Genomic DNA, 17,232 nt, shown 5'->3' on the forward strand with positions numbered 1-17,232 from the left:
TTCACGTGAAACCGGCCGCTCCCCAGCACTATACGGCCTCGCGGTGCTCCCCCTTCCGCTGCTGCTCCACCGCCTAGGTCGGGAAGACGAGCACGGGCACCGGCGAGTGCGGCAGGAAGGAGGAGGCCGTCGACCCGAGGAAGACCCGCTGCAGGGCGCCGACGGGATGCGACCCCAGACAGAGGAGATCGCCCTTCTTCCACTTGAGGGAGTCGACGGCACCTCCCCACCCCGCCCCAGAGGCGAAGTCGGTCTCGACGTGGAGATCGGGGAAGTCCTTGAGGACGCTGTCCCGCGCGCGGTCAAGCATGGCGAGGGAGTGCTCCCGCCACTCGACGGAGAGCTCGCGCCCGAGGGGCAGCTGCTCATGAAGCTCGCTGTCCGCCAGCCCCTCGGTGGAGAAGGCGAGAATCCGCAGGGGCAGCTCCCAGCACTGGGCGTAGGTGGCCGCATAGTGGAGGGCGGATTGGTCATCGTCGTGGCTGTCCGCACTGAGGTAGGCGAAGTTGAGCCGGGTGACCCCGCGCTTGGAGAGCTTGGGGCGCCGGGGTGCGAGCCCGAGAGCCGTCGGCGAGGAGTGCAGGAGGGCGTCGGTGGTCGAGCCGGCGAGGAATCGTCCCTTGGGCGCGGACGCGGAGGAGCCGAGGATGAGGGCGTCGGCCTCAAATTCTTTGGCAGCTTCGGCGAGCAGCACCGTCTCCGAGGGGCCCTCGAGGAGCAGCGAGTAGTTCTCATCCCACTGGTTCTTCTCGATCCCCGCCGCCCCCAGGGCCTTCTTCACCTGCCGCGCGCACTCCTGGGACTGCTTCTTCAGCCACTTGGTGTACTTCCCGCCGAGTCGGCTGATGGTGCTCGACGGCCAGGGCCGCCGCACGGTGGAGACGACGCGGAGGCGGATAGCGAAACTCCGCCCGAGCCAGGCGGCGCATTCGATGGCTTCATCGTCGTCGGAGTCAGGGCGCCATGCGACGAGGATGCGCAGGGGGCGCTGGCTGCTGGGCGGGGCGGAGTGGTTTTTCGGCATCATTCCAGGGGGTCTGTGGGAAACCTACAGTCCTATTATCCCTAGTGCCGTGTGCGGGCCGGTACTGAGTGCTTCCTAGTATTTTCCTTCTCGGAGAGGAAAGACGCAGCGTCCGGCCGTCTGACTGGTCGGTGGACTACTTGTCGTCCTTCTCCTTGTTCTCTTTGTCGGCGCCAAAGCGATCAGCCAGGGCCTGAATGACGGAGGCGAAAGCGTCGGCCTGCTCGAGCTCCTCCTCGTTGAGGTTGGAGAGGAGGTCGGCAAAGTAGGAGTCGCGCTCCTTGCCCACGCGCTCGAGCTCGTCCCGCCCCAGCGGGGTGAGGTCGACGCGCACCCCACGGCGGTCATCGATGTCCCGCACGCGCTGCACCATGCCGCGAACCTCGAGCTGGTGCAGGGCGTTGGAGGCGGTAGGCATGCGAATGCCCTCTTCGCGGGCAATCTGGCTGATGCGTGCGGCACCTTCGTCGCGCAGGCGCGTCATGATGGACAGCTGCGGGCCGGTGAGCTCAGAGGCTTCGGCCACGCGGAAGTACATGACATAGAGTTTCGTCAGGGCGGGGCGCACCCGCCTCGCAATATCCTCAGGGGTCGCAGAAGTCATAACCACACAATAGTTCATCAGGCAGACAAAAATGCCATCCCGATTGCGGTCTCCGGCCCTCACGAAGTCGGCATATCAGAGTCCGCTTATATCTTGCGTTAAGGCTCTAGGGTATGCATTATTCCTGCGGCCCTATGACCTGGGGAAATTGCATGCCAAATGCTTGGAAAAATCTTAACGGTGAACGTTTTCTCTCCGCGTAATTTGTAGATGTGATATTGGACTCTTTTCCCGCGAGACGCGTAACGCCCCGGGAGGAAGTCGGGATATTTCATCGTTATCCCTCCCCCTCCCGGGGCGTTCGACGGGCATGCGGGCCGGCCATCACGCAGCCCGCATCACCCCGCGGGTCTTAGAGCTCCCCGCGGATGAAGGCCTCGAGGCGGGCACGCGCCTCATCGTCCGGAAGCTGCTCCGGCGGGGACTTCATGAGGTAGGAGCTGGCCGGCATGATGGGGCCGCCCAGACCCCGGTCGCGCGCAATCTTCGCGGCGCGGAGGGCGTCGATAATGATGCCGGCGGAGTTCGGGGAGTCCCACACCTCGAGCTTGTACTCCAGGTTGAGCGGCACCTCGCCGAAGGCCTTGCCCTCGAGGCGGACGTAGGCCCACTTGCGGTCGTCCAGCCAGGCCACGTAGTCCGAGGGGCCGATGTGGACGTTGCGGTCCTCCACCTTCCCCGCGAGCGGGCCGTCGGTGAGGTTCGACGTCACAGCCTGGGTCTTGGAGATCTTCTTGGACTCCAGCCGGTTGCGGTCGAGCATGTTCATGAAGTCCATGTTGCCGCCCACGTTGAGCTGCATGGTCCGCTCGAGGCGCACGCCGCGCTCCTCGAAGAGGCGAGCCATGACGCGGTGGGTGATGGTGGCGCCCACCTGGGACTTGATGTCATCGCCGACGATCGGCACGCCCGCCTGGCGGAACTTCTCAGCCCACTCCGGGTCGGAGGCGATGAACACGGGCAGCGCGTTGACGAAGGCACAGCCGGCGTCGATCGCGCACTGGGCGTAGAACTTGTCCGCCTGCTCCGAACCGACGGGCAGGTACGAGATCAGCACGTCCACCTCGGCATCCTTGAGGGCCTGGACGACGTCGACCGGCTCCTCCTCGGACTCGGTGATGGCCTGCTTGTAGTGGATGCCCAGGCCGTCGTACGTCGGGCCGCGCTGCACGATCACGCCGGTGTCCGGGACATCGGTGATCGTGATGGTGCAATTCTGGGAGGAGCGAGTGGCCTCGGCGAGGTCCTTGCCCACCTTGTCAGCGTCGACATCAAAAGCCGCGACGAACTCGACGTCCTTGACGTGGTAATCGCCGAACTGGACGTGCATGAGGCCGGGGACCTTCTCCTCGGCGGGGGTGTTCTTGTAGAACTCGACGCCCTGGATCAGCGATGTTGCGCAATTCCCGACGCCGGCAATCGCGACGCGGATGGACGAATTGCTCATAAAAGTGAACTCCTCACTACTTCTCCGTGTGATATCAGCGTGAAGTGCTGGGTGACCGGAGGAGGGGCTCCCCCAGGCACGACATTCCCACGGTACGGAGGAAAGAGGAGCGGGCCGGGGCCCGCCGCGTACAGGATCGTTCAAGATGAGAGGTTGATCGATTAAGCCCGCCGCCCCCTCCTCCGGCCAGGGCCCGGCCGCGCTCCGAGCAGGCGCGCTCCGTTCATGTCCGGGTCAGTCTCTACACTGTCACTGTGGTCGCGTATCGCAACGAGATTAATCACCAGTGGGAACGGCAGCACGTCCTTCAGCAGTGGCGTGCCGGCCTCCTGCGCCGTGAAGAGATCTGCGATGCTGACTTCATCCTCGTCACCGCATCGACCTTCCACGGTGGCCCCGCCGGCTACCCGTGCCCCATTTGCGGTTCGGATCGCCTGCGCAGCGTGGAGTGGATTTATGGCGAGGATCTCGGGCGCATGTCCGGCACGGCCCGTAATCTAGAGGAAATCGAGGAGATCGTTCAGCGTTATCCCGAGATCACGGTCCACACGGTCGAGGTCTGCCCCGCGTGCCGCTGGAACTTCCTGATGAAAGCGTGCACGGCCGTGGCGGGATGACGGTCATCTTGTTCTCAGGATGGCCCGTTACTGTGGCAGAAGAGTTGTAGTGCCATTGAGGATGGGATAGAAGGTGTCAGAGAAAAGAAAGCATGCAGGCGGATCGACGGCTGCAGGGCTTCGGAAGAAGCGTTCTGGGGCATCGCGGCGTCGGCCGTGGGTCATCGGGGTTCTCTCCCTGGTGGCTGCGATCGTGCTCATTCCCTTGGGGGCTTTCCTCATCGCCTACATGGTGGTGGACGTCCCCGAGCCGGAGGAGCTGCCCGCCCCCCAGATCTCCCAGATCTATGCTGCGGATAGCGAGACGGAGCTGGCGCGCATCGTGCCCCCCGAGGGGAATCGACGGAGCGTGCCCGTGGATCAGATCCCGGACTCCGTGAAGAATGCCGTGCTCGCAGCGGAGGACCGCGAGTTTTACACCAACAATGGCTTCTCCTTTAGCGGCTTCGGCCGCGCGGTCCTCGGCCAGCTCACGGGGAACTCCTCCGCGGGCGGCGGCTCCACGATCACCCAGCAGTACGTGAAGAACGCCCTCGTCGGGAACGAGCACTCCTACATCCGCAAGGCCCGGGAGCTCGTCTATTCCGTGAAGATGGCCAACGAGTGGTCCAAGGAAGAAGTGCTGGGCGCCTACCTCAATACCGTCTACTTCGGCCGTAACGCCTATGGCGTCGACGCCGCCGCCCACGCCTACTTCGGCGTCCCCGTCCAGGAGCTCACCCCGGAGCAGGCCGCCGTGCTCGCCGCGTCCATCCAGCGGCCGAGCCAGCTGGACCCGTGGACCAATCGCGGCGAGGCCGAAGCGCGGTGGAACTATGTTCTCGACGGCATGGTGTCCGTCGGCACCCTGGGCCGTGGAGAGCGCGCCGGGATGGTCTACCCCGAGACCACCGACCCCGCCGCCGTCCAGGAGAACAGCACCACCGGCGGGCCCAACGGCATGATCAAGAACCACGTCCTCGCCGAGCTCAACGAGCTGGGCATCTCCGAGGACGCGGTGACTAACCAGGGCCTCCGGGTGACGACGACGATCGACCCCGTCGCCCAGCAAGCGGCCGTCGATTCCGCCCGCAGCAACCTCGAGGGCCAGAATGAGAACCTTCGGACCGCCGTCGTGAGCACCGATCCCCGGACGGGCGCGGTGCGCGCCTACTACGGCGGAGAGGACCCCTACGGCTGGGACTATGGCAATGCGGGCCTGCAGACGGGCTCCACCTTCAAGATCTTCGGCCTGGCCGCCGCGCTGGAGCAGGGCATCCCGCTCACCACCGGCTACTCCTCCGCCCCGGTGGAGCTGCCCGGGTCGATCACCGTGCAGAACTCCGAGGGCATGTCCTGCGGCTACTGCAGCATCCGTGAGGCGCTCAAGCAGTCGCTGAACACGAGCTTCATCCGCCTCCAGGAGGACCTGGAGAATGGCCCGGCGGACACCGCCGCCATGGCGCACCGCCTCGGCGTGGCGGAGAGCATCCCGGGCGTCGAGCACACCCTCCAGGAGCCCAACGGGGGCACCTATGAGGGCGTCATCCTCGGCCAGTACCAGAGCCGGCCGCTCGACATGGCGGTGGGGCTCGGCACCCTCGCGAACAAGGGCGTCTACCACGACACCCACTTTGTCCAGCGGGTGGAAAACGCCGCGGGTGAGGTCCTCTACGAGCATGAGGATTCCGACGGTGACCAGCGCGTCGATGCCAACGTCGCGAACAATGTTATGTCCGCGATGGCGCCCATCGCCTCCTACTCCAACGGCCATGCACTGGCCAACGGCCGGCCCTCCGCCGCGAAGACCGGCACCTCCCAGCTCGGAGATACCGGGCAGAACAAGGACGCCTGGATGATCGGCGCGACGCCGCAGCTCTCCACCGCCGTCTGGGTGGGCACCGAGGACGGCTCCGCGATCACCACCCCGTGGGGCGGCGCCATCTACGGCGCGGGGCTGCCCTCCGACATCTGGAAGGACGCCATGGATGGTGCCCTCGTCAACGAGGACATCGAGTACTTCGAGGACGCCCAGCCCATCGAGGTCACCAGCCGGGAGCTGAAGAACGCCAACATCCCGCCGGCCAACTGGAGCAACAACCAGGCTCCCGCGAGCTCGGCCGCACCGGAGTCGAGCGCCACCGCCCCCTCCGAGAGCAATGAGGGCAACCAGCAGCCGGCCATCCAGCTGCCCGGCCTTCCGCCCATCCCGCTGCCCGGGCCGCACCCCGGCGTCGGCGGAGGTGCCGGCGGGGCCGGTGGAGCCGGCGGGGCCGGTGGAGCCGGCGAAGGTGCCCAGAACGGCGGGGCCAACGCTCCCGCCGAGCCCGCCCCTGCACCCGGAGCGGGAGGTGACACGCAACGGCAGCCGGGTGCCCACGTTCCCGCAGGCTAATGCGCATCGGGCCGGCTGAGTCGAGGGTCCCCGCCATCGGGCGGGAGCCTGCCGCGCGGAGCTGGGGGGAGTTCCTCGGCGGCCCTCTCGGGCCGCACGCGGCGGTGGGGCGCCAGCGCTGGTGGACACCGCTGCGCGTCCTCATCGCGCTCGCGGTCGCCTTCTGCAGCTTCGGCTATGCGCAGAAGTCACCCTGCTTCCGGAGCAGCATCGATGAGAAGGGGATCGCCAGCCTCGACTGGTCCGGCTTCTGGCAGTACACCACTGCCTGCTACAACGACATCATCCCGCTCTTCGCCGGCCGAGGCCTCAACACGGGCGGCTTCCCCTACGCCTATTCCTGGCAGGAGGACGGGCTCACTCGCTACCTCGAATACCCGGTGGCCACGGGCTACTTCCAGGGCATCATGGGCGCGTTCGGCCGGATGGTGTACCGGGTCCTCTCCATCCTCCCCGGGGCCACTCCCCCGCCCTCGGTCATCTACTTCACCATCACCGCGGGCTTCCTCAGCCTCCTCTGGGTGCTGGGCATCATCATGCTGGCGGAGCTGGCCGGCAATCGCGTGTGGGACGTCGTGCTCATCGCTGCCTCCCCCGTCCTCATCGTCCACGCGTTCACCAATTGGGACATCCCCTCCATCGTCTGCGTTATCGCAGCCCTGTGGTTTGTCCGCCGGCGTCGCCCCGGGCTCGCAGGCGTGATGCTGGGCCTGGGGACGGCCTTCAAGCTGTGGCCGCTCTATGCCTTCGGCGCCTTCCTTGTCCTCGCGGTGCGCAACCGTCGAGCGCGCCCCTTCCTCCGGATGCTCGCCGGCGGCGTCGTGTCCTGGATCCTCCTCAACCTCCCCGTCATGCTCCTCTACCCGGAGGCATGGTCGGAGTTCCTCCGCCTCAACCGTGAGCGCAGCTGGGAGTGGACCACCATCTACGCCGTCCTCGCGCGCGCTACCGGCTGGTCGGGTTTCGACGCCAGCAGCAGCACCCCCACCGTGCTCAACACGGTGAGCTTCCTCCTCTTCGCCGGGGCATGTCTGGCGATCGCCGGGCTGGGACTGGGGACCCGGCGCACCCCCCGGGTGGCCGAGCTCCTCTTCCTCATCGTCGCGGCCTTCCTGCTGGTGAATAAGGTGTGGTCCCCGCAGTACTCGCTGTGGCTTGTCGTCCCAGCCGTGCTGGCCCTGCCCCGGTGGCGCCTGCTGCTCGCGTGGATGTGCTCCGAGGTGCTCGTGTGGCCCATCCTCACCTGGCACATGATGGGCGCCGATCATCACGGGCTTCCCGGCTGGGTGCTCAACATCGCGGTGCTCTGCCGGGACGGGCTCATCATCGCGATCGCGGTGCTCGTCGTGGCGCAGATGCTCGGGAAGGTGAAGGATAAGGTGGAAGAGGCCCACGCAGGACGCGACCCCCTGGCCGGGGACTTTGGCCCCCGCTCGACGTCCGAGGCCGACGAATCAGCAAAGGAGACAGCAGCGCCGTGACGATTTCGGTCATCCTCACGATGGTGAGCGTATTCCTCGGATTCCTCTGCATCCTCGGGGCCTTCTGGGGATTCATGCGCGGCAAGCGACGGAGCCTCCTCATCATCCTGGGCCTCATGGCGCTCTTCTTCGTCACGGTCGTGCCGGTCACCGTGGCGCTCACCATCTCCGCGCCCAGCCACTAACACTCCCCCCTCCTCCACCCGCCCGGGCGGGCTGGCCGCGCCCCGCATGCGGGCGCCCGACGTCGTTCCCCTCGTGTGGGATCGACGATTACCATTTGCCGAGCATCTGGGGTACCTTTGAAGGGTTGCTTGACGCAACGTCCTCCTGCCGTGCCAGAACGAGGCACGGCCGATACACATTACGAAGACCATAGGAGGTGATGAGGTCCGTGCGTCAGTACGAAATGATGATCATCCTGGATCCTTCCCAGGATGAGCGCACCGTAGGCCCGTCCCTGGACAAGTTCCTTGAGGTTGTCCGCAAGGAAAACGGCACCATCGATCAGGTTGACATTTGGGGGAAGCGCCGTCTGGCCTACCCGATCCTCAAGCACGATGAGGGCATCTACGTCGTGGTCAACATGACCTGCGAGCCGGACACCGTCCAGGAGCTGGACCGTCTGCTCACTATCAACGACACCATCCTGCGTACCAAGGTTCTGCGCAACGACAAGTAATCGCTGCTAAAGGCGCCTCGCGCTGCTAGCATCGGCACCACAATCACAGCAGGAAGGCAGAGAAATATGGCACAGGGAGAAACCAGTATCACCATCGTTGGCAACCTTGTCGACGACCCGGAGCTGCGTTACACGCCGTCCAACACTGCGGTGGCGAACTTCCGAATCGCCTCCACCCCGCGTTTCTACAACCGGGACACGGGCCAGTGGGAAGATGGCGAGGCCCTGTTCCTCACCTGCAATGCCTGGCGGAAGATGGCGGAGAACATCCGCGAGTCTCTCAGCAAGGGCATGCGTGTGATCGTGACCGGCCGGCTCCGGCAGCGTTCCTACGATGACCGCGAGGGGAACCGTCGCACCGTCTTTGAGGTCGAGGTCGACGAGGTCGGCCCGTCCCTCCGTTATGCCACCGCGCAGGTGAGCCGTAACCCCCGCGAGGGCGGGTACGGCGGAAACCGCAGCGGCGGCTTCGGCGGCGGCCAGCAACAGCCCCAGGGCGGCTCGGGCGGTGGCGCCCCCCAGCAGAACCAGAATCAGGGACAGAATTACGGCGGCTTCGGCGGCGGCCAGCAGGGCTCGCAGAGCGCTCCGGCCAACGACCCGTGGAATTCCGCCCCGCCCGCCGGCGGCTTCGGCGGTGCGAACGACGACGTCCCGTTCTGAGGTACCACCACACACTTTTAAGGAAAGGCAGGGATCATGAAGCTGATCCTCACCGCTGCCGTTGAGAACCTCGGTGTCGCCGGTGACATCGTGGAGGTTAAGGACGGCTACGGACGTAATTTCCTGCTTCCCCGCGAGCTGGCTATCCCGGCCACCCGCGGCGCCGTGAAGCAGATTGAAGGCATCAAGCGTGCCCAGGAAGCCCGCCGCATCCGGGACCTGGACCACGCGCACGAGGTTCGCCAGCAGCTCGACGAGCTGCGCGGGGTGACCGTCAAGGTCCGCACCTCGGACAAGGGCAAGATCTTCGGCTCCGTGAAGCCGGAGGACATCGCCAACGCCGTGCGGGAAGCCGGCGGCCCGAACCTGGATAAGCGCGCCATTGAACTGCCGAAGGCGCTCATCAAGAGAACTGGTAACTACCAGGTCCTGGTGAAGCTCCACAACGACATCAATGGCAAGGTGAACTTTGAGGTCGTCTCCGCCTAAGCGGACGACGGCGGCTAACTACTAGCCCAACGACAACAGCACTCAGCAGCCCCGAGTTGCACCCCCACACAGCTGGGAGTGGAACCCGGGGCTGTTGAGTATGTCCGGACAGAATCCGGCCCTCCCGGCCCTCTCCACCCCCACCTCACCCCTTGTGGAAAACCTGTGGAAAACTTCGAGGGGCCGGTGAGCAAGAAAACAGCAGGTTCTCGCGTGTCAATGCACAGTTCAGATTCTGGACACCGTGCAAAACGGCAGGTGAAGCGTGTTTTCCACACAAAACAGCATGGTTCTCCACAGGGGAAAAACCCTTCTGAGCTGGAACAACGCCGTTCGTGCCTGCTCAGGGGGACAAGTTCTCCACAATCCCTCCACAAGAGGCGGCCCCAAATGCGGAAAACTCCGCAGTTTTCCACCCTCCTTCCACAAGGCCTGTGGATAACTCTGTGGAGAGAACTCCCCGCAGGCAGGCCCACGCTGCCCTCCCTCCTCGGGTTCATGTCCGACCCATCCAGTAGAATTCCCCACGATGACCGCGCCAGAGACGAAGGGGAACCATGGCTGATGATGCGATGAGGGATAGCTTCTCCGATGAGGACTACGTCCTTCCCCCGGAGCCGGAGGGAGAGGACACGCCCCCGGACTCGGAGGACTCCTTCGAGTCCTTCCACTCCTCCCCCGCCAGCTCTCCGCGCTCGCACTCCTCCCACTCGCCGCGGGACTCCCGGGACTCCCGTCCCTTCCGTGGTTCCCGCGACTCGCGGGACTCTCGCTCTTCCACCGGCGAGTTCCGCGCGATGCCCAGCTCCATGGAGGCGGAGCAGTGCGTGCTCGGTGCGATGCTCCTCAACCCCAACACGGTCGTGGACATCCTGGAGGAACTCTCCCCCGAGGACTTCTACCGCCCCGCCCACCAGATCATCTACCAGGGGATCCTCGACCTCTTCGCGGACAACAAAGAGATCGACGCCCTTCTCCTCGGCCAGCACCTGGATCGCTTCAACAACCTGGAGCGCGTGGGCGGCTTGCCCTATTTCCACACGCTCATGAGCAGCGTGCAGACCACGGCCAACGCCCCCTATTACGCGGAGATCGTCGCCGAGAAGGCGCAGCTGCGCCGGCTTGTCGACGCCGGGACGCGCGTCGTCCAGCTGGGCTACGAGGGCGCGGACGGCGCGGAGGTCGATGCGCTCGTCGACATGGCGCAGCAGGAGATCTTCGCCCTGAGCCAGCGCAAAACCACGGAGGACTATGCGATCCTTCGGGATATCCTCGTCCCCACGATGGATGAGCTCGACCGCATCGCGGAGTTCGGCGGGCAGGCCATGGGGATCCAGACGGGCTTCCCTGAGCTCGACGACATCACCAACGGCCTCCACGGCGGGCAGATGATCATCATCGCGGCGCGGCCGGGCGTCGGTAAGTCCACCCTGGGGCTCGACTTCATGCGGAATTGCTCGCTGCGCCAGAACAAGGCCTCGGTGATCTTCTCCCTGGAGATGAGCCAGCAGGAGATCGTCCGGCGTGTGCTCTCCGCGGAGACGGAGATCAGCGTTCAGAAGATGAACTCCGGCACCATGGATGACCAGGATTGGGCCCGCATGGTGAATCGCGTGAGCGAGATCGAGGACGCCCCCCTCTTCATCGACGACTCCCCCAACCTCACCATGATGGAGATCCGCTCCAAGGCCAGGCGCCTCAAGCAGCAGCATGACCTGCAGCTCATCGTCGTCGATTATCTTCAGCTCATGTCCTCCGGCAAGAAGGTGGAGTCCCGCCAGCAGGAGGTCTCGGAGTTTTCGCGCCAGCTCAAGCTGCTGGCGAAGGAGCTCGACGTCCCGCTCATCGCAATTTCCCAGCTCAACCGTGGCCCCGAATCCCGAACGGACAAGCGGCCCCAGCTCGCTGACCTGCGTGAATCCGGCTCCCTCGAGCAGGACGCGGACATGGTGTTCCTCCTCTACCGCCCGGACTCCCAGGATCCCGACGACGAACGCGCCGGCGAGGCCGACATCATCATCGCGAAGCACCGTGGCGGGCCCATCGGCACGGTGGGCGTGGCCCACCAGCTGAGCTGCTCGCGCTTCGTGCCCATGCCGCGGATGGGGGGCTAGGAGGCGCCGCCCGCACCGCCCGCGCGCCCCCTCGCGCCTCGCGCCGCCTACTTCGCCCAGCGCGAGCGGAAGCCCTGCAGCCGCAGGGAGTTGCTCACCACGAAGACCGAGGAGAAGGCCATCGCGGCGCCCGCGAGCATCGGGTTGAGCAGCCCGAACGCCGCCACCGGGATGAGGAGCACGTTATAGGCGAAGGCCCAGAAGAGGTTCCCGTGGATGATGCGCAGCGTGCGCCGGGAGAGCCGCAGCGCATCGACGGCCGAGCGGAGGTCGTCGTTCATGAGGGTGAGATCGCTCGCCTCGATGGCCACGTCGGTGCCGGCGCCCATCGCCATCCCTAGGTCGGCCTGTGCGAGGGCCGCGGCGTCGTTGATGCCGTCGCCCACCATGGCGACCTTCCGCCCCTCCCCCTGGAGGCGGCGGACCGTCTCCACCTTGTCCTCCGGCATGACGCCCGCGATGACGTGCTCGGGGCGGATCCCCACCTTTCCGGCCACCACCCGGGCTGCGCCCTCGTTGTCTCCGGTGATGAGCCAGGGGGTGAGTCCCAGCTCCCCGAGCGCTGCGATCGCCTCCGCGGAGCTCTTCTTCGGCTCATCGTGGACAACGAAAACGCCCAGCACGGCCTCGCTGCCCGCCTCGCCCTCGCGGAGGACGACGACGGTCCCCCCGGCCTCGTGACCTCGGTCGATGTGCTCGGCGAGCGCCCCCTCTTCCCCGGTCGGACGGGTCATCCGCAGGGCGCGGCCGGCCACGCGCCCCTCGACGCCCATCCCGGGCAGAGCCTGAACGGAGGAGGCCTCGGGCAGCTGCTGCCCTTCGGCGGCCTCGGTGATGGCGCGGGCCACGGGGTGCTCGCTGCCCGATTCCAGGGCTGCGCCGAGCCGCAGCAACTCCTCGGCGTCCTGGCCCTCCGCGGGGTGCACGGCGGAGAGGCTCATGTGCCCGGTGGTGACGGTGCCGGTTTTGTCCATGAGGATCGTGTCGATCGCCCGCGAGGTCTCCAGCACCTCCGGGCCGCGAATGAGGATCCCCATCCGGGATCCGCGCCCGCTCCCCACGAGCAGCGCGGTGGGCGTCGCAAGCCCCAGGGCGCACGGGCACGCGATGATGAGCACCGCGACGGCAGCCGTGAAGGAGTCCGCGGCGGTGCTCCCGAGCAGGAGGTGGAGGAGCAGGGTCAGCACAGAGACGCCGACGACCACCGGGACGAACACCTGCGAGATGGCGTCGACAAGCCGCTGCACCGGGGCCTTGCGCGCCTGCGCCTCGGTGACCAGCGCGGCCATGCGGGCGAGGGTCGTGTCCTCGCCGACGCGGCTCGCGCGGATGATGAGCCGCCCGGAGCTGTTGAGCGTGGCGCCGGTGACGTGGTCGCCGGGGCTGACGTCGACGGGGACGGACTCGCCGCTGAGCATGGACTCATCGACGGCGGAGTGCCCGTCCTCCACCACGCCGTCCGTGGGGATCTTCTCCCCCGGACGCACAACGATGCGATCCCCCACCGCGATCTGCCCGATGGGCACCTTGACCTCGGTGTTCTCGCGGATGACGGAGGCTTCCTTGGCGCCCAGATCGAGGAGCGCGCGCAGCGCCTCCGAGGAGCGGCCCTTCGCCCGCGCCTCGAACCACCGCCCGATGAGGAGGAAGGCGATGACCATGCTCGCCGCCTCGAAGTAGAGGTGGTCGCTCGCGGAATGCGCCCTGCCCACGAGCGACATATGCATGTGATAACCGGGCTCCCCCGCCCCGCCGAAGAAGAGCGCCGCCATGGACCACAGCCAGGCGGCCGTCGTCCCCAGGGTGATGAGGGTGTCCATGGTGAAGCTGCCGTGCCGCAGGTTGGTGAGCGTGGCCCGGTGGAACAGCGAACCGCACCAGAGGTACACGGCGGTCGCGAGCATCGCCACCGCCCACTGCCAGTTCCGGAACTGCAGCGCGGGCACCATGCTGAGCACCATGACCGGCACGCTGCACACGAGCGCGACAAGCAGCCGCCTCGCCACCTCCGCCTGGTGCCGCGCCTGCGCCTGCTCGGCTTCGCTCTCCCCCGTTGGGCTCGACGACGCCTGCCCCGCGCCCCCCTCCCCGGGCGCCGGGGCCTCGTCCTGGGCGTGGAGGTACGCCCCGTAGCCGGTCTTCTCCACCACGCCGATGAGCTCCTCCGGGGTGTGGCTCGTCGGGTCGAAGTCGACGGCGGCGGATTCGGTGGCGAAGTTGACGGCCGCCGTGACTCCGTCGAGCTTATTGAGCTTGCGCTCCACCCGGGCGGAGCAGGAGGTGCAGGTCATGCCCGTGATGTCCAGCTGGATGTGCTGGAGTTCCGGACGCGGCGGGGAGGCCTGCGTGTGGGATGAATCCGGCATGGGCGATCCTTCCTCGGTGAGAGTTTTGTGAATCCTGTGCCTGAGCGTTCTCACCCCACAATATACCCCCGGGGGGTATTTATTCCACGGTGTAGCCGGCCTCGTTGACGGCGGCGTCGACCTGATCGTCCGTGAAATCCTGACCCGTCACGGTGACGAGCCCCGCCGCGAGGTCAACGTCCACCCCCTGGACGCCGGGGATTTCCCCGACCTCCCCCTTGACGGCGTTGGCGCAGTGTTCGCAGCTCATGCCCTTGACGGAGTAGTTCTTAATCATCGACAAGCATCCCTTTCCTAGCGATTGTCGTGGCATCGTGGTGGACCTTGCTCGGAGAAACCGGAATAATGTCGCACCAGGGACCGTTGACTCGGTCACGACCCGATTCTTGCAACGTTTTGGGTCCTCGGCAAAATTAACCTCCACGAAGCGAAGGGTGACAGCATGGCCACGATCGACGTCACAGAAGACACTTTTGAAAGCACCGTTACCGGCGAGGGCATCGTGCTCGTCGACGCGTGGGCCTCGTGGTGCGGCCCCTGCCGGGCATTCGCACCGACGTTTGAGAAGGCCTCCGAGGAGCACCCGGAGATGACCTTCGCCAAGCTGGACACGGAGGCCCACCAGGCGCTCGCCGCGGCTCTGGAAATCCAGTCCATCCCGACCCTCATGGTCTTCCGCGAGGGCATCATGATCTACCGGGGCTCCGGCGCCCTCCCGCCCGAGGCCCTCGAGGACCTCATCACGCAGGCCTCCGAGCTGGACATGGATGAGGTCCGCCGCCAGATCGCCGAGGCCAACGACGCCTCCTCGTCCGAGGCGCAGCCGGAAGGGAAGGACAATGCCTAACCCCTTCCGCAAAGGCTGGAAGTACCTCACCTCCTCCCTCGACGCGAAGATCGAGGAGAACGCCGACCCGCAGATCCAGATCAACCAGGCCGTCGAGGCCGCAAAGAAGCAGCACCAGCAGGTGAGCGAGCAGGCGGCCACCCTCATCGGGCAGCAGCGGCAGCTGGAGATGAAGCTCAACCGCCTCCTCGAGGATCAGGAGCGCATCCAGAGCCAAGCCCGCCAGGCGCTCACGCTGGCCGACAAGGCCCGCTCCTCCGGCGAGGAAACCACCGCCACCGAGTATGAGCAGGCCGCCGAGGTCCTCGCCGCGCAGCTCGTCTCTGTCGAACAGCAGATCGACGACACACGCACCATGCACCAGAACGCCCAGGCGGCCGCCGAGCAGGCGAAGAACCAGCAGAAGGAGTCGGAGGCGCGCCTCCAGCAGCAGCTCAGCGAGCTCGAACAGCTCCGCAGCCAGGCCGTCCAGGCGGACATGCAGCAGAAGGCGACGGAGGCCCTCGACAGCACCCGGCAGTTCCGCGCGGATGATTCCACCCCGACGCTCGACTCCGTCCGCGACAAGATCGAGCGCCGCTACGCGAACGCCCTCGGCGCCCAGGAGCTCGTCCGCGACAACCTCAGCGAGAACATCGCCAACGTCGAGGCCATCGAGAAGGACATGCGCGCAAGCGCCCGCCTCGACCAGATCCGCGCCGAGCTCGACGGAGGCAGCTCCACCTCAACCGACCGCAAGCAGATCACCGGCGGCACCGAGGACAAGCCGGAGAACCCGGGGAACCCCCAGCCCTAAAGCCGCCTAGGCACCCGTCGAACACCGAACGCCGCCCCCCGCTGAGGAGGGCGGCGTCCGTGTGTCTGGGGCGCAGGGCCCCTCCCCTAGCGCTCCCGCTGGGACAGATTGATGAGGATGCCCCGAATCCCCGAGTGGAATCCATCGCGCAGGTTCACGCGCTGGGTCTCACTGAGGGTGTATTCGTGCAGCGTCTCGCAGGCAAATTGCAGCAGCGGCCGATCGATCTCCGGCGGAAGCCCACCGCCCGACAGCAAGTGCGCATGATTGCGCTGCTGCTCATTGGCCGCGTTGTCATACCACCAGGCGGCATACTGCTGCCCCACATCGAAGGGATTCTGCGAGCCGGCGCTGGTCCACACCTCGGCCGGCAGGGGCACATAGCGCGAGCGCAGCTTCCGCCGCGGCGCCATCATCGAGGGTTTGGGCGCCCCACCCGGACGAGGCTTCGGCCGCGGCGTCGGCTTTTCCTCCTCCGGCTCCTCGGCGGGAGCGGCGTCCTTCTCGACGACGTCCTCCTCCACCTCCGGCTCCTCGGGCTCCGCCGCCGGGGTGGGTTGCGTGGCGGCCACCGAGCTCGCCAGATGCTTCCCCCCGGACTCGCCCTGCCCCGTCGGGGTGGCGGGAGCACCAGTGGTGGCGAAGCTCCCCGGCTGCATCGCGGGCTCCTCCCCTTCGGGCTGAGCCGCGGCCGTGTCCTCCGCGCCCTCCGCGCTGGTCTCGTGATGCTGGGCATCGCGCTCGACCGCATCGACGGGGTGCGCGGGCGGCATGGCGGACTCGGGAACCTCGGTGAGGCCGCCTTCCTCGGGAGGCTCGGCATCCCCGATGGGCTTGGTCCGCACGGTGGGCGGCAGCGGCCCCTCGAGGACGTGGATCTGCATGCACTCGGCGAAGTCCTCGCGGGGGTCGAGGATGGTCGTGGTGTCACAGCTGTGCCGCAGCGCAGCAGACATGGAATCCCACCCGAAACCGTAGAGGTGCACGCGCAGCCCGGCCGCCGTCGCCTCCTGCACGCCCGGAATCATGTCCGCGTCACCGGACACGAGAACGATGTCCGAACACTGCTTCTGTACCGCAGTGAGAACGAGGTCAGCCACCAACCGCGTGTCGACGGCCTTCTGCGTCCGGCGCTCCCCCCATTCAATGAGCTGTCCCGCCCGAAGAAGCACCCCGTCACACGTGCGGAGTGCGCGCTGATAACGATGCGGACCCGAGTCCGGGATCCCGTCATACCAATATTGCCGATGCACCGGCTGATGTAATTGCTCGCTGACCATCCGGTCCAGCGTGCCGACTACCTGCGGGAGATCAATCTCCAACTGGGCTCTGGCCCCGGTCTCCCACGAGTTATAAAAGCTCGCGAGCAAGTAGGACGTGTCCACGAAGACCTGTGTGCGTTCAAGCATGGCTCCTAATTTCTTCCGTTATGTCGTAACCGTTTTATCTTCAAGCATGCCTTAAAGGAGGCGGCTCCGTCGATGGGACCGCCCCACGCTGCGACAATGTACTCTCCCCCGCCATGCCGACGGCCACCCGGCGTGCATCTGCCTCGACGCCCCAGCAATGCCGTGCGCGAAGCGTAGGCGTCCGGAAACCCTTGTTGTGCTGGGGGTTTGTGTGATCCTGGGTGGGGTGTGTACATTTACCGGAGTCAGCGCGACAGGGTGGCAACATCCTGGGACAAAAGATGCTGGCCAGGCGATGATTTGTGTCCACCTGGTGGTG

Annotated in this window: 16 protein-coding genes; 10 read left to right on the forward strand and 6 right to left on the reverse strand. The window is 66.3% G+C overall.

From position 1 onward, the window contains the following. Positions 1-73: 73 nt before the first annotated feature. The 3 genes from L1O03_RS10970 to L1O03_RS10980 form a co-directional block, all read right to left on the reverse strand. Complete coding sequence (locus L1O03_RS10970; protein WP_420830335.1) at positions 74-1,024, reverse strand: universal stress protein; 951 nt, start codon at positions 1,022-1,024, stop codon at positions 74-76. A 136-nt stretch (positions 1,025-1,160) separates the two neighbouring features. Beyond that, on the reverse strand, positions 1,161-1,628 hold the full coding sequence (locus L1O03_RS10975) for a MarR family winged helix-turn-helix transcriptional regulator (protein ID WP_236120007.1): 468 nt from the start codon (positions 1,626-1,628) through the stop codon (positions 1,161-1,163). A 352-nt stretch (positions 1,629-1,980) separates the two neighbouring features. Further along, positions 1,981-3,075, reverse strand: a complete 1,095-nt coding sequence (locus L1O03_RS10980; protein WP_236120008.1) for an inositol-3-phosphate synthase — start codon at positions 3,073-3,075, stop codon at positions 1,981-1,983. Between the two features lie 254 nt (positions 3,076-3,329). Between L1O03_RS10980 and L1O03_RS10985 the strand changes: the two genes are divergently transcribed. The 8 genes from L1O03_RS10985 (at position 3,330) to dnaB (ending at position 11,495) form a co-directional block, all read left to right on the forward strand. Next, positions 3,330-3,692, forward strand: a complete 363-nt coding sequence (locus tag L1O03_RS10985) for a DUF5318 family protein (protein WP_236120009.1) — start codon at positions 3,330-3,332, stop codon at positions 3,690-3,692. Between the two features lie 73 nt (positions 3,693-3,765). Beyond that, positions 3,766-6,066, forward strand: coding sequence for a transglycosylase domain-containing protein (locus tag L1O03_RS10990; protein ID WP_338026157.1), 2,301 nt, complete (start codon positions 3,766-3,768; stop codon positions 6,064-6,066). After that, positions 6,066-7,547: a glycosyltransferase family 87 protein gene (locus tag L1O03_RS10995; protein ID WP_236120010.1), complete on the forward strand. Its 1,482-nt coding sequence runs from the start codon at positions 6,066-6,068 to the stop codon at positions 7,545-7,547. The genes L1O03_RS10990 and L1O03_RS10995 overlap by 1 nt, the downstream gene beginning before the upstream one ends. Beyond that, entirely contained in the window at positions 7,544-7,732 is a 189-nt protein-coding gene (locus L1O03_RS11000) for a hypothetical protein (RefSeq protein WP_236120011.1), read from the forward strand. Before L1O03_RS10995 ends, L1O03_RS11000 begins: the two co-directional genes overlap by 4 nt. Positions 7,733-7,941: 209 nt before the next feature. Then, a complete protein-coding gene (rpsF, locus tag L1O03_RS11005; protein ID WP_236120012.1) occupies positions 7,942-8,229 on the forward strand; it encodes a 30S ribosomal protein S6 in 288 nt (95 codons plus the stop codon). Positions 8,230-8,295: 66 nt separating this feature from the next. Next, positions 8,296-8,892, forward strand: coding sequence for a single-stranded DNA-binding protein (locus L1O03_RS11010; protein ID WP_236120013.1), 597 nt, complete (start codon positions 8,296-8,298; stop codon positions 8,890-8,892). 36 nt (positions 8,893-8,928) lie between these two features. After that, positions 8,929-9,381: a 50S ribosomal protein L9 gene (gene rplI / locus L1O03_RS11015; protein ID WP_236120014.1), complete on the forward strand. Its 453-nt coding sequence runs from the start codon at positions 8,929-8,931 to the stop codon at positions 9,379-9,381. A gap of 557 nt (positions 9,382-9,938) precedes the next feature. Beyond that, complete coding sequence (gene dnaB, locus L1O03_RS11020) at positions 9,939-11,495, forward strand: replicative DNA helicase (RefSeq protein ID WP_236120015.1); 1,557 nt, start codon at positions 9,939-9,941, stop codon at positions 11,493-11,495. A 47-nt stretch (positions 11,496-11,542) separates the two neighbouring features. Here dnaB and L1O03_RS11025 read toward each other — a convergent pair whose 3' ends face one another. Together L1O03_RS11025 and L1O03_RS11030 are read right to left on the reverse strand one after the other, a co-directional pair. Continuing rightward, the gene (locus tag L1O03_RS11025; RefSeq protein ID WP_236120016.1) at positions 11,543-13,861 is read right to left on the reverse strand and encodes a heavy metal translocating P-type ATPase; all 2,319 of its coding nucleotides are present in this window, start codon (positions 13,859-13,861) and stop codon (positions 11,543-11,545) included. 79 nt (positions 13,862-13,940) lie between these two features. Next, a complete protein-coding gene (locus L1O03_RS11030; RefSeq protein ID WP_236120017.1) occupies positions 13,941-14,138 on the reverse strand; it encodes a heavy-metal-associated domain-containing protein in 198 nt (65 codons plus the stop codon). A gap of 165 nt (positions 14,139-14,303) precedes the next feature. On the opposite strand from L1O03_RS11030, the gene trxA reads away from it, so the two are divergent. Both trxA and L1O03_RS11040 read left to right on the forward strand, forming a co-directional pair. Further along, positions 14,304-14,708 carry a thioredoxin gene (gene trxA / locus L1O03_RS11035; RefSeq protein WP_236120018.1) on the forward strand — a complete coding sequence of 135 codons (405 nt, stop codon included), beginning with the start codon at positions 14,304-14,306 and terminating at the stop codon, positions 14,706-14,708. Beyond that, the gene (locus tag L1O03_RS11040; protein ID WP_236120019.1) at positions 14,701-15,504 is read left to right on the forward strand and encodes a PspA/IM30 family protein; all 804 of its coding nucleotides are present in this window, start codon (positions 14,701-14,703) and stop codon (positions 15,502-15,504) included. The genes trxA and L1O03_RS11040 overlap by 8 nt, the downstream gene beginning before the upstream one ends. Before the next feature lie 86 nt (positions 15,505-15,590). Here L1O03_RS11040 and L1O03_RS11045 read toward each other — a convergent pair whose 3' ends face one another. Next, positions 15,591-16,913 carry an NYN domain-containing protein gene (locus L1O03_RS11045; protein ID WP_236120020.1) on the reverse strand — a complete coding sequence of 441 codons (1,323 nt, stop codon included), beginning with the start codon at positions 16,911-16,913 and terminating at the stop codon, positions 15,591-15,593. Positions 16,914-17,232: the final 319 nt, after the last annotated feature.

Origin of the sequence: Corynebacterium uropygiale (genome assembly GCF_021568315.1) — a bacterium.
Taxonomy (GTDB): Bacteria; Actinomycetota; Actinomycetes; order Mycobacteriales; family Mycobacteriaceae; genus Corynebacterium; species Corynebacterium uropygiale.

Coding starts and splice junctions, on each gene's coding strand:
- L1O03_RS10970 (WP_420830335.1), bottom strand. CDS start 1,024: ATGCCGAAAAACCACTCCGCCCCGCCCAGCAGCCAGCGCCCCCTGCGC.
- L1O03_RS10975 (WP_236120007.1), bottom strand. CDS start 1,628: ATGACTTCTGCGACCCCTGAGGATATTGCGAGGCGGGTGCGCCCCGCC.
- L1O03_RS10980 (WP_236120008.1), bottom strand. CDS start 3,075: ATGAGCAATTCGTCCATCCGCGTCGCGATTGCCGGCGTCGGGAATTGC.
- L1O03_RS10995 (WP_236120010.1), top strand. CDS start 6,066: ATGCGCATCGGGCCGGCTGAGTCGAGGGTCCCCGCCATCGGGCGGGAG.
- L1O03_RS11010 (WP_236120013.1), top strand. CDS start 8,296: ATGGCACAGGGAGAAACCAGTATCACCATCGTTGGCAACCTTGTCGAC.
- rplI (WP_236120014.1), top strand. CDS start 8,929: ATGAAGCTGATCCTCACCGCTGCCGTTGAGAACCTCGGTGTCGCCGGT.
- dnaB (WP_236120015.1), top strand. CDS start 9,939: ATGGCTGATGATGCGATGAGGGATAGCTTCTCCGATGAGGACTACGTC.
- L1O03_RS11025 (WP_236120016.1), bottom strand. CDS start 13,861: ATGCCGGATTCATCCCACACGCAGGCCTCCCCGCCGCGTCCGGAACTC.
- L1O03_RS11030 (WP_236120017.1), bottom strand. CDS start 14,138: ATGATTAAGAACTACTCCGTCAAGGGCATGAGCTGCGAACACTGCGCC.
- trxA (WP_236120018.1), top strand. CDS start 14,304: ATGGCCACGATCGACGTCACAGAAGACACTTTTGAAAGCACCGTTACC.
- L1O03_RS11040 (WP_236120019.1), top strand. CDS start 14,701: ATGCCTAACCCCTTCCGCAAAGGCTGGAAGTACCTCACCTCCTCCCTC.
- L1O03_RS11045 (WP_236120020.1), bottom strand. CDS start 16,913: ATGCTTGAACGCACACAGGTCTTCGTGGACACGTCCTACTTGCTCGCG.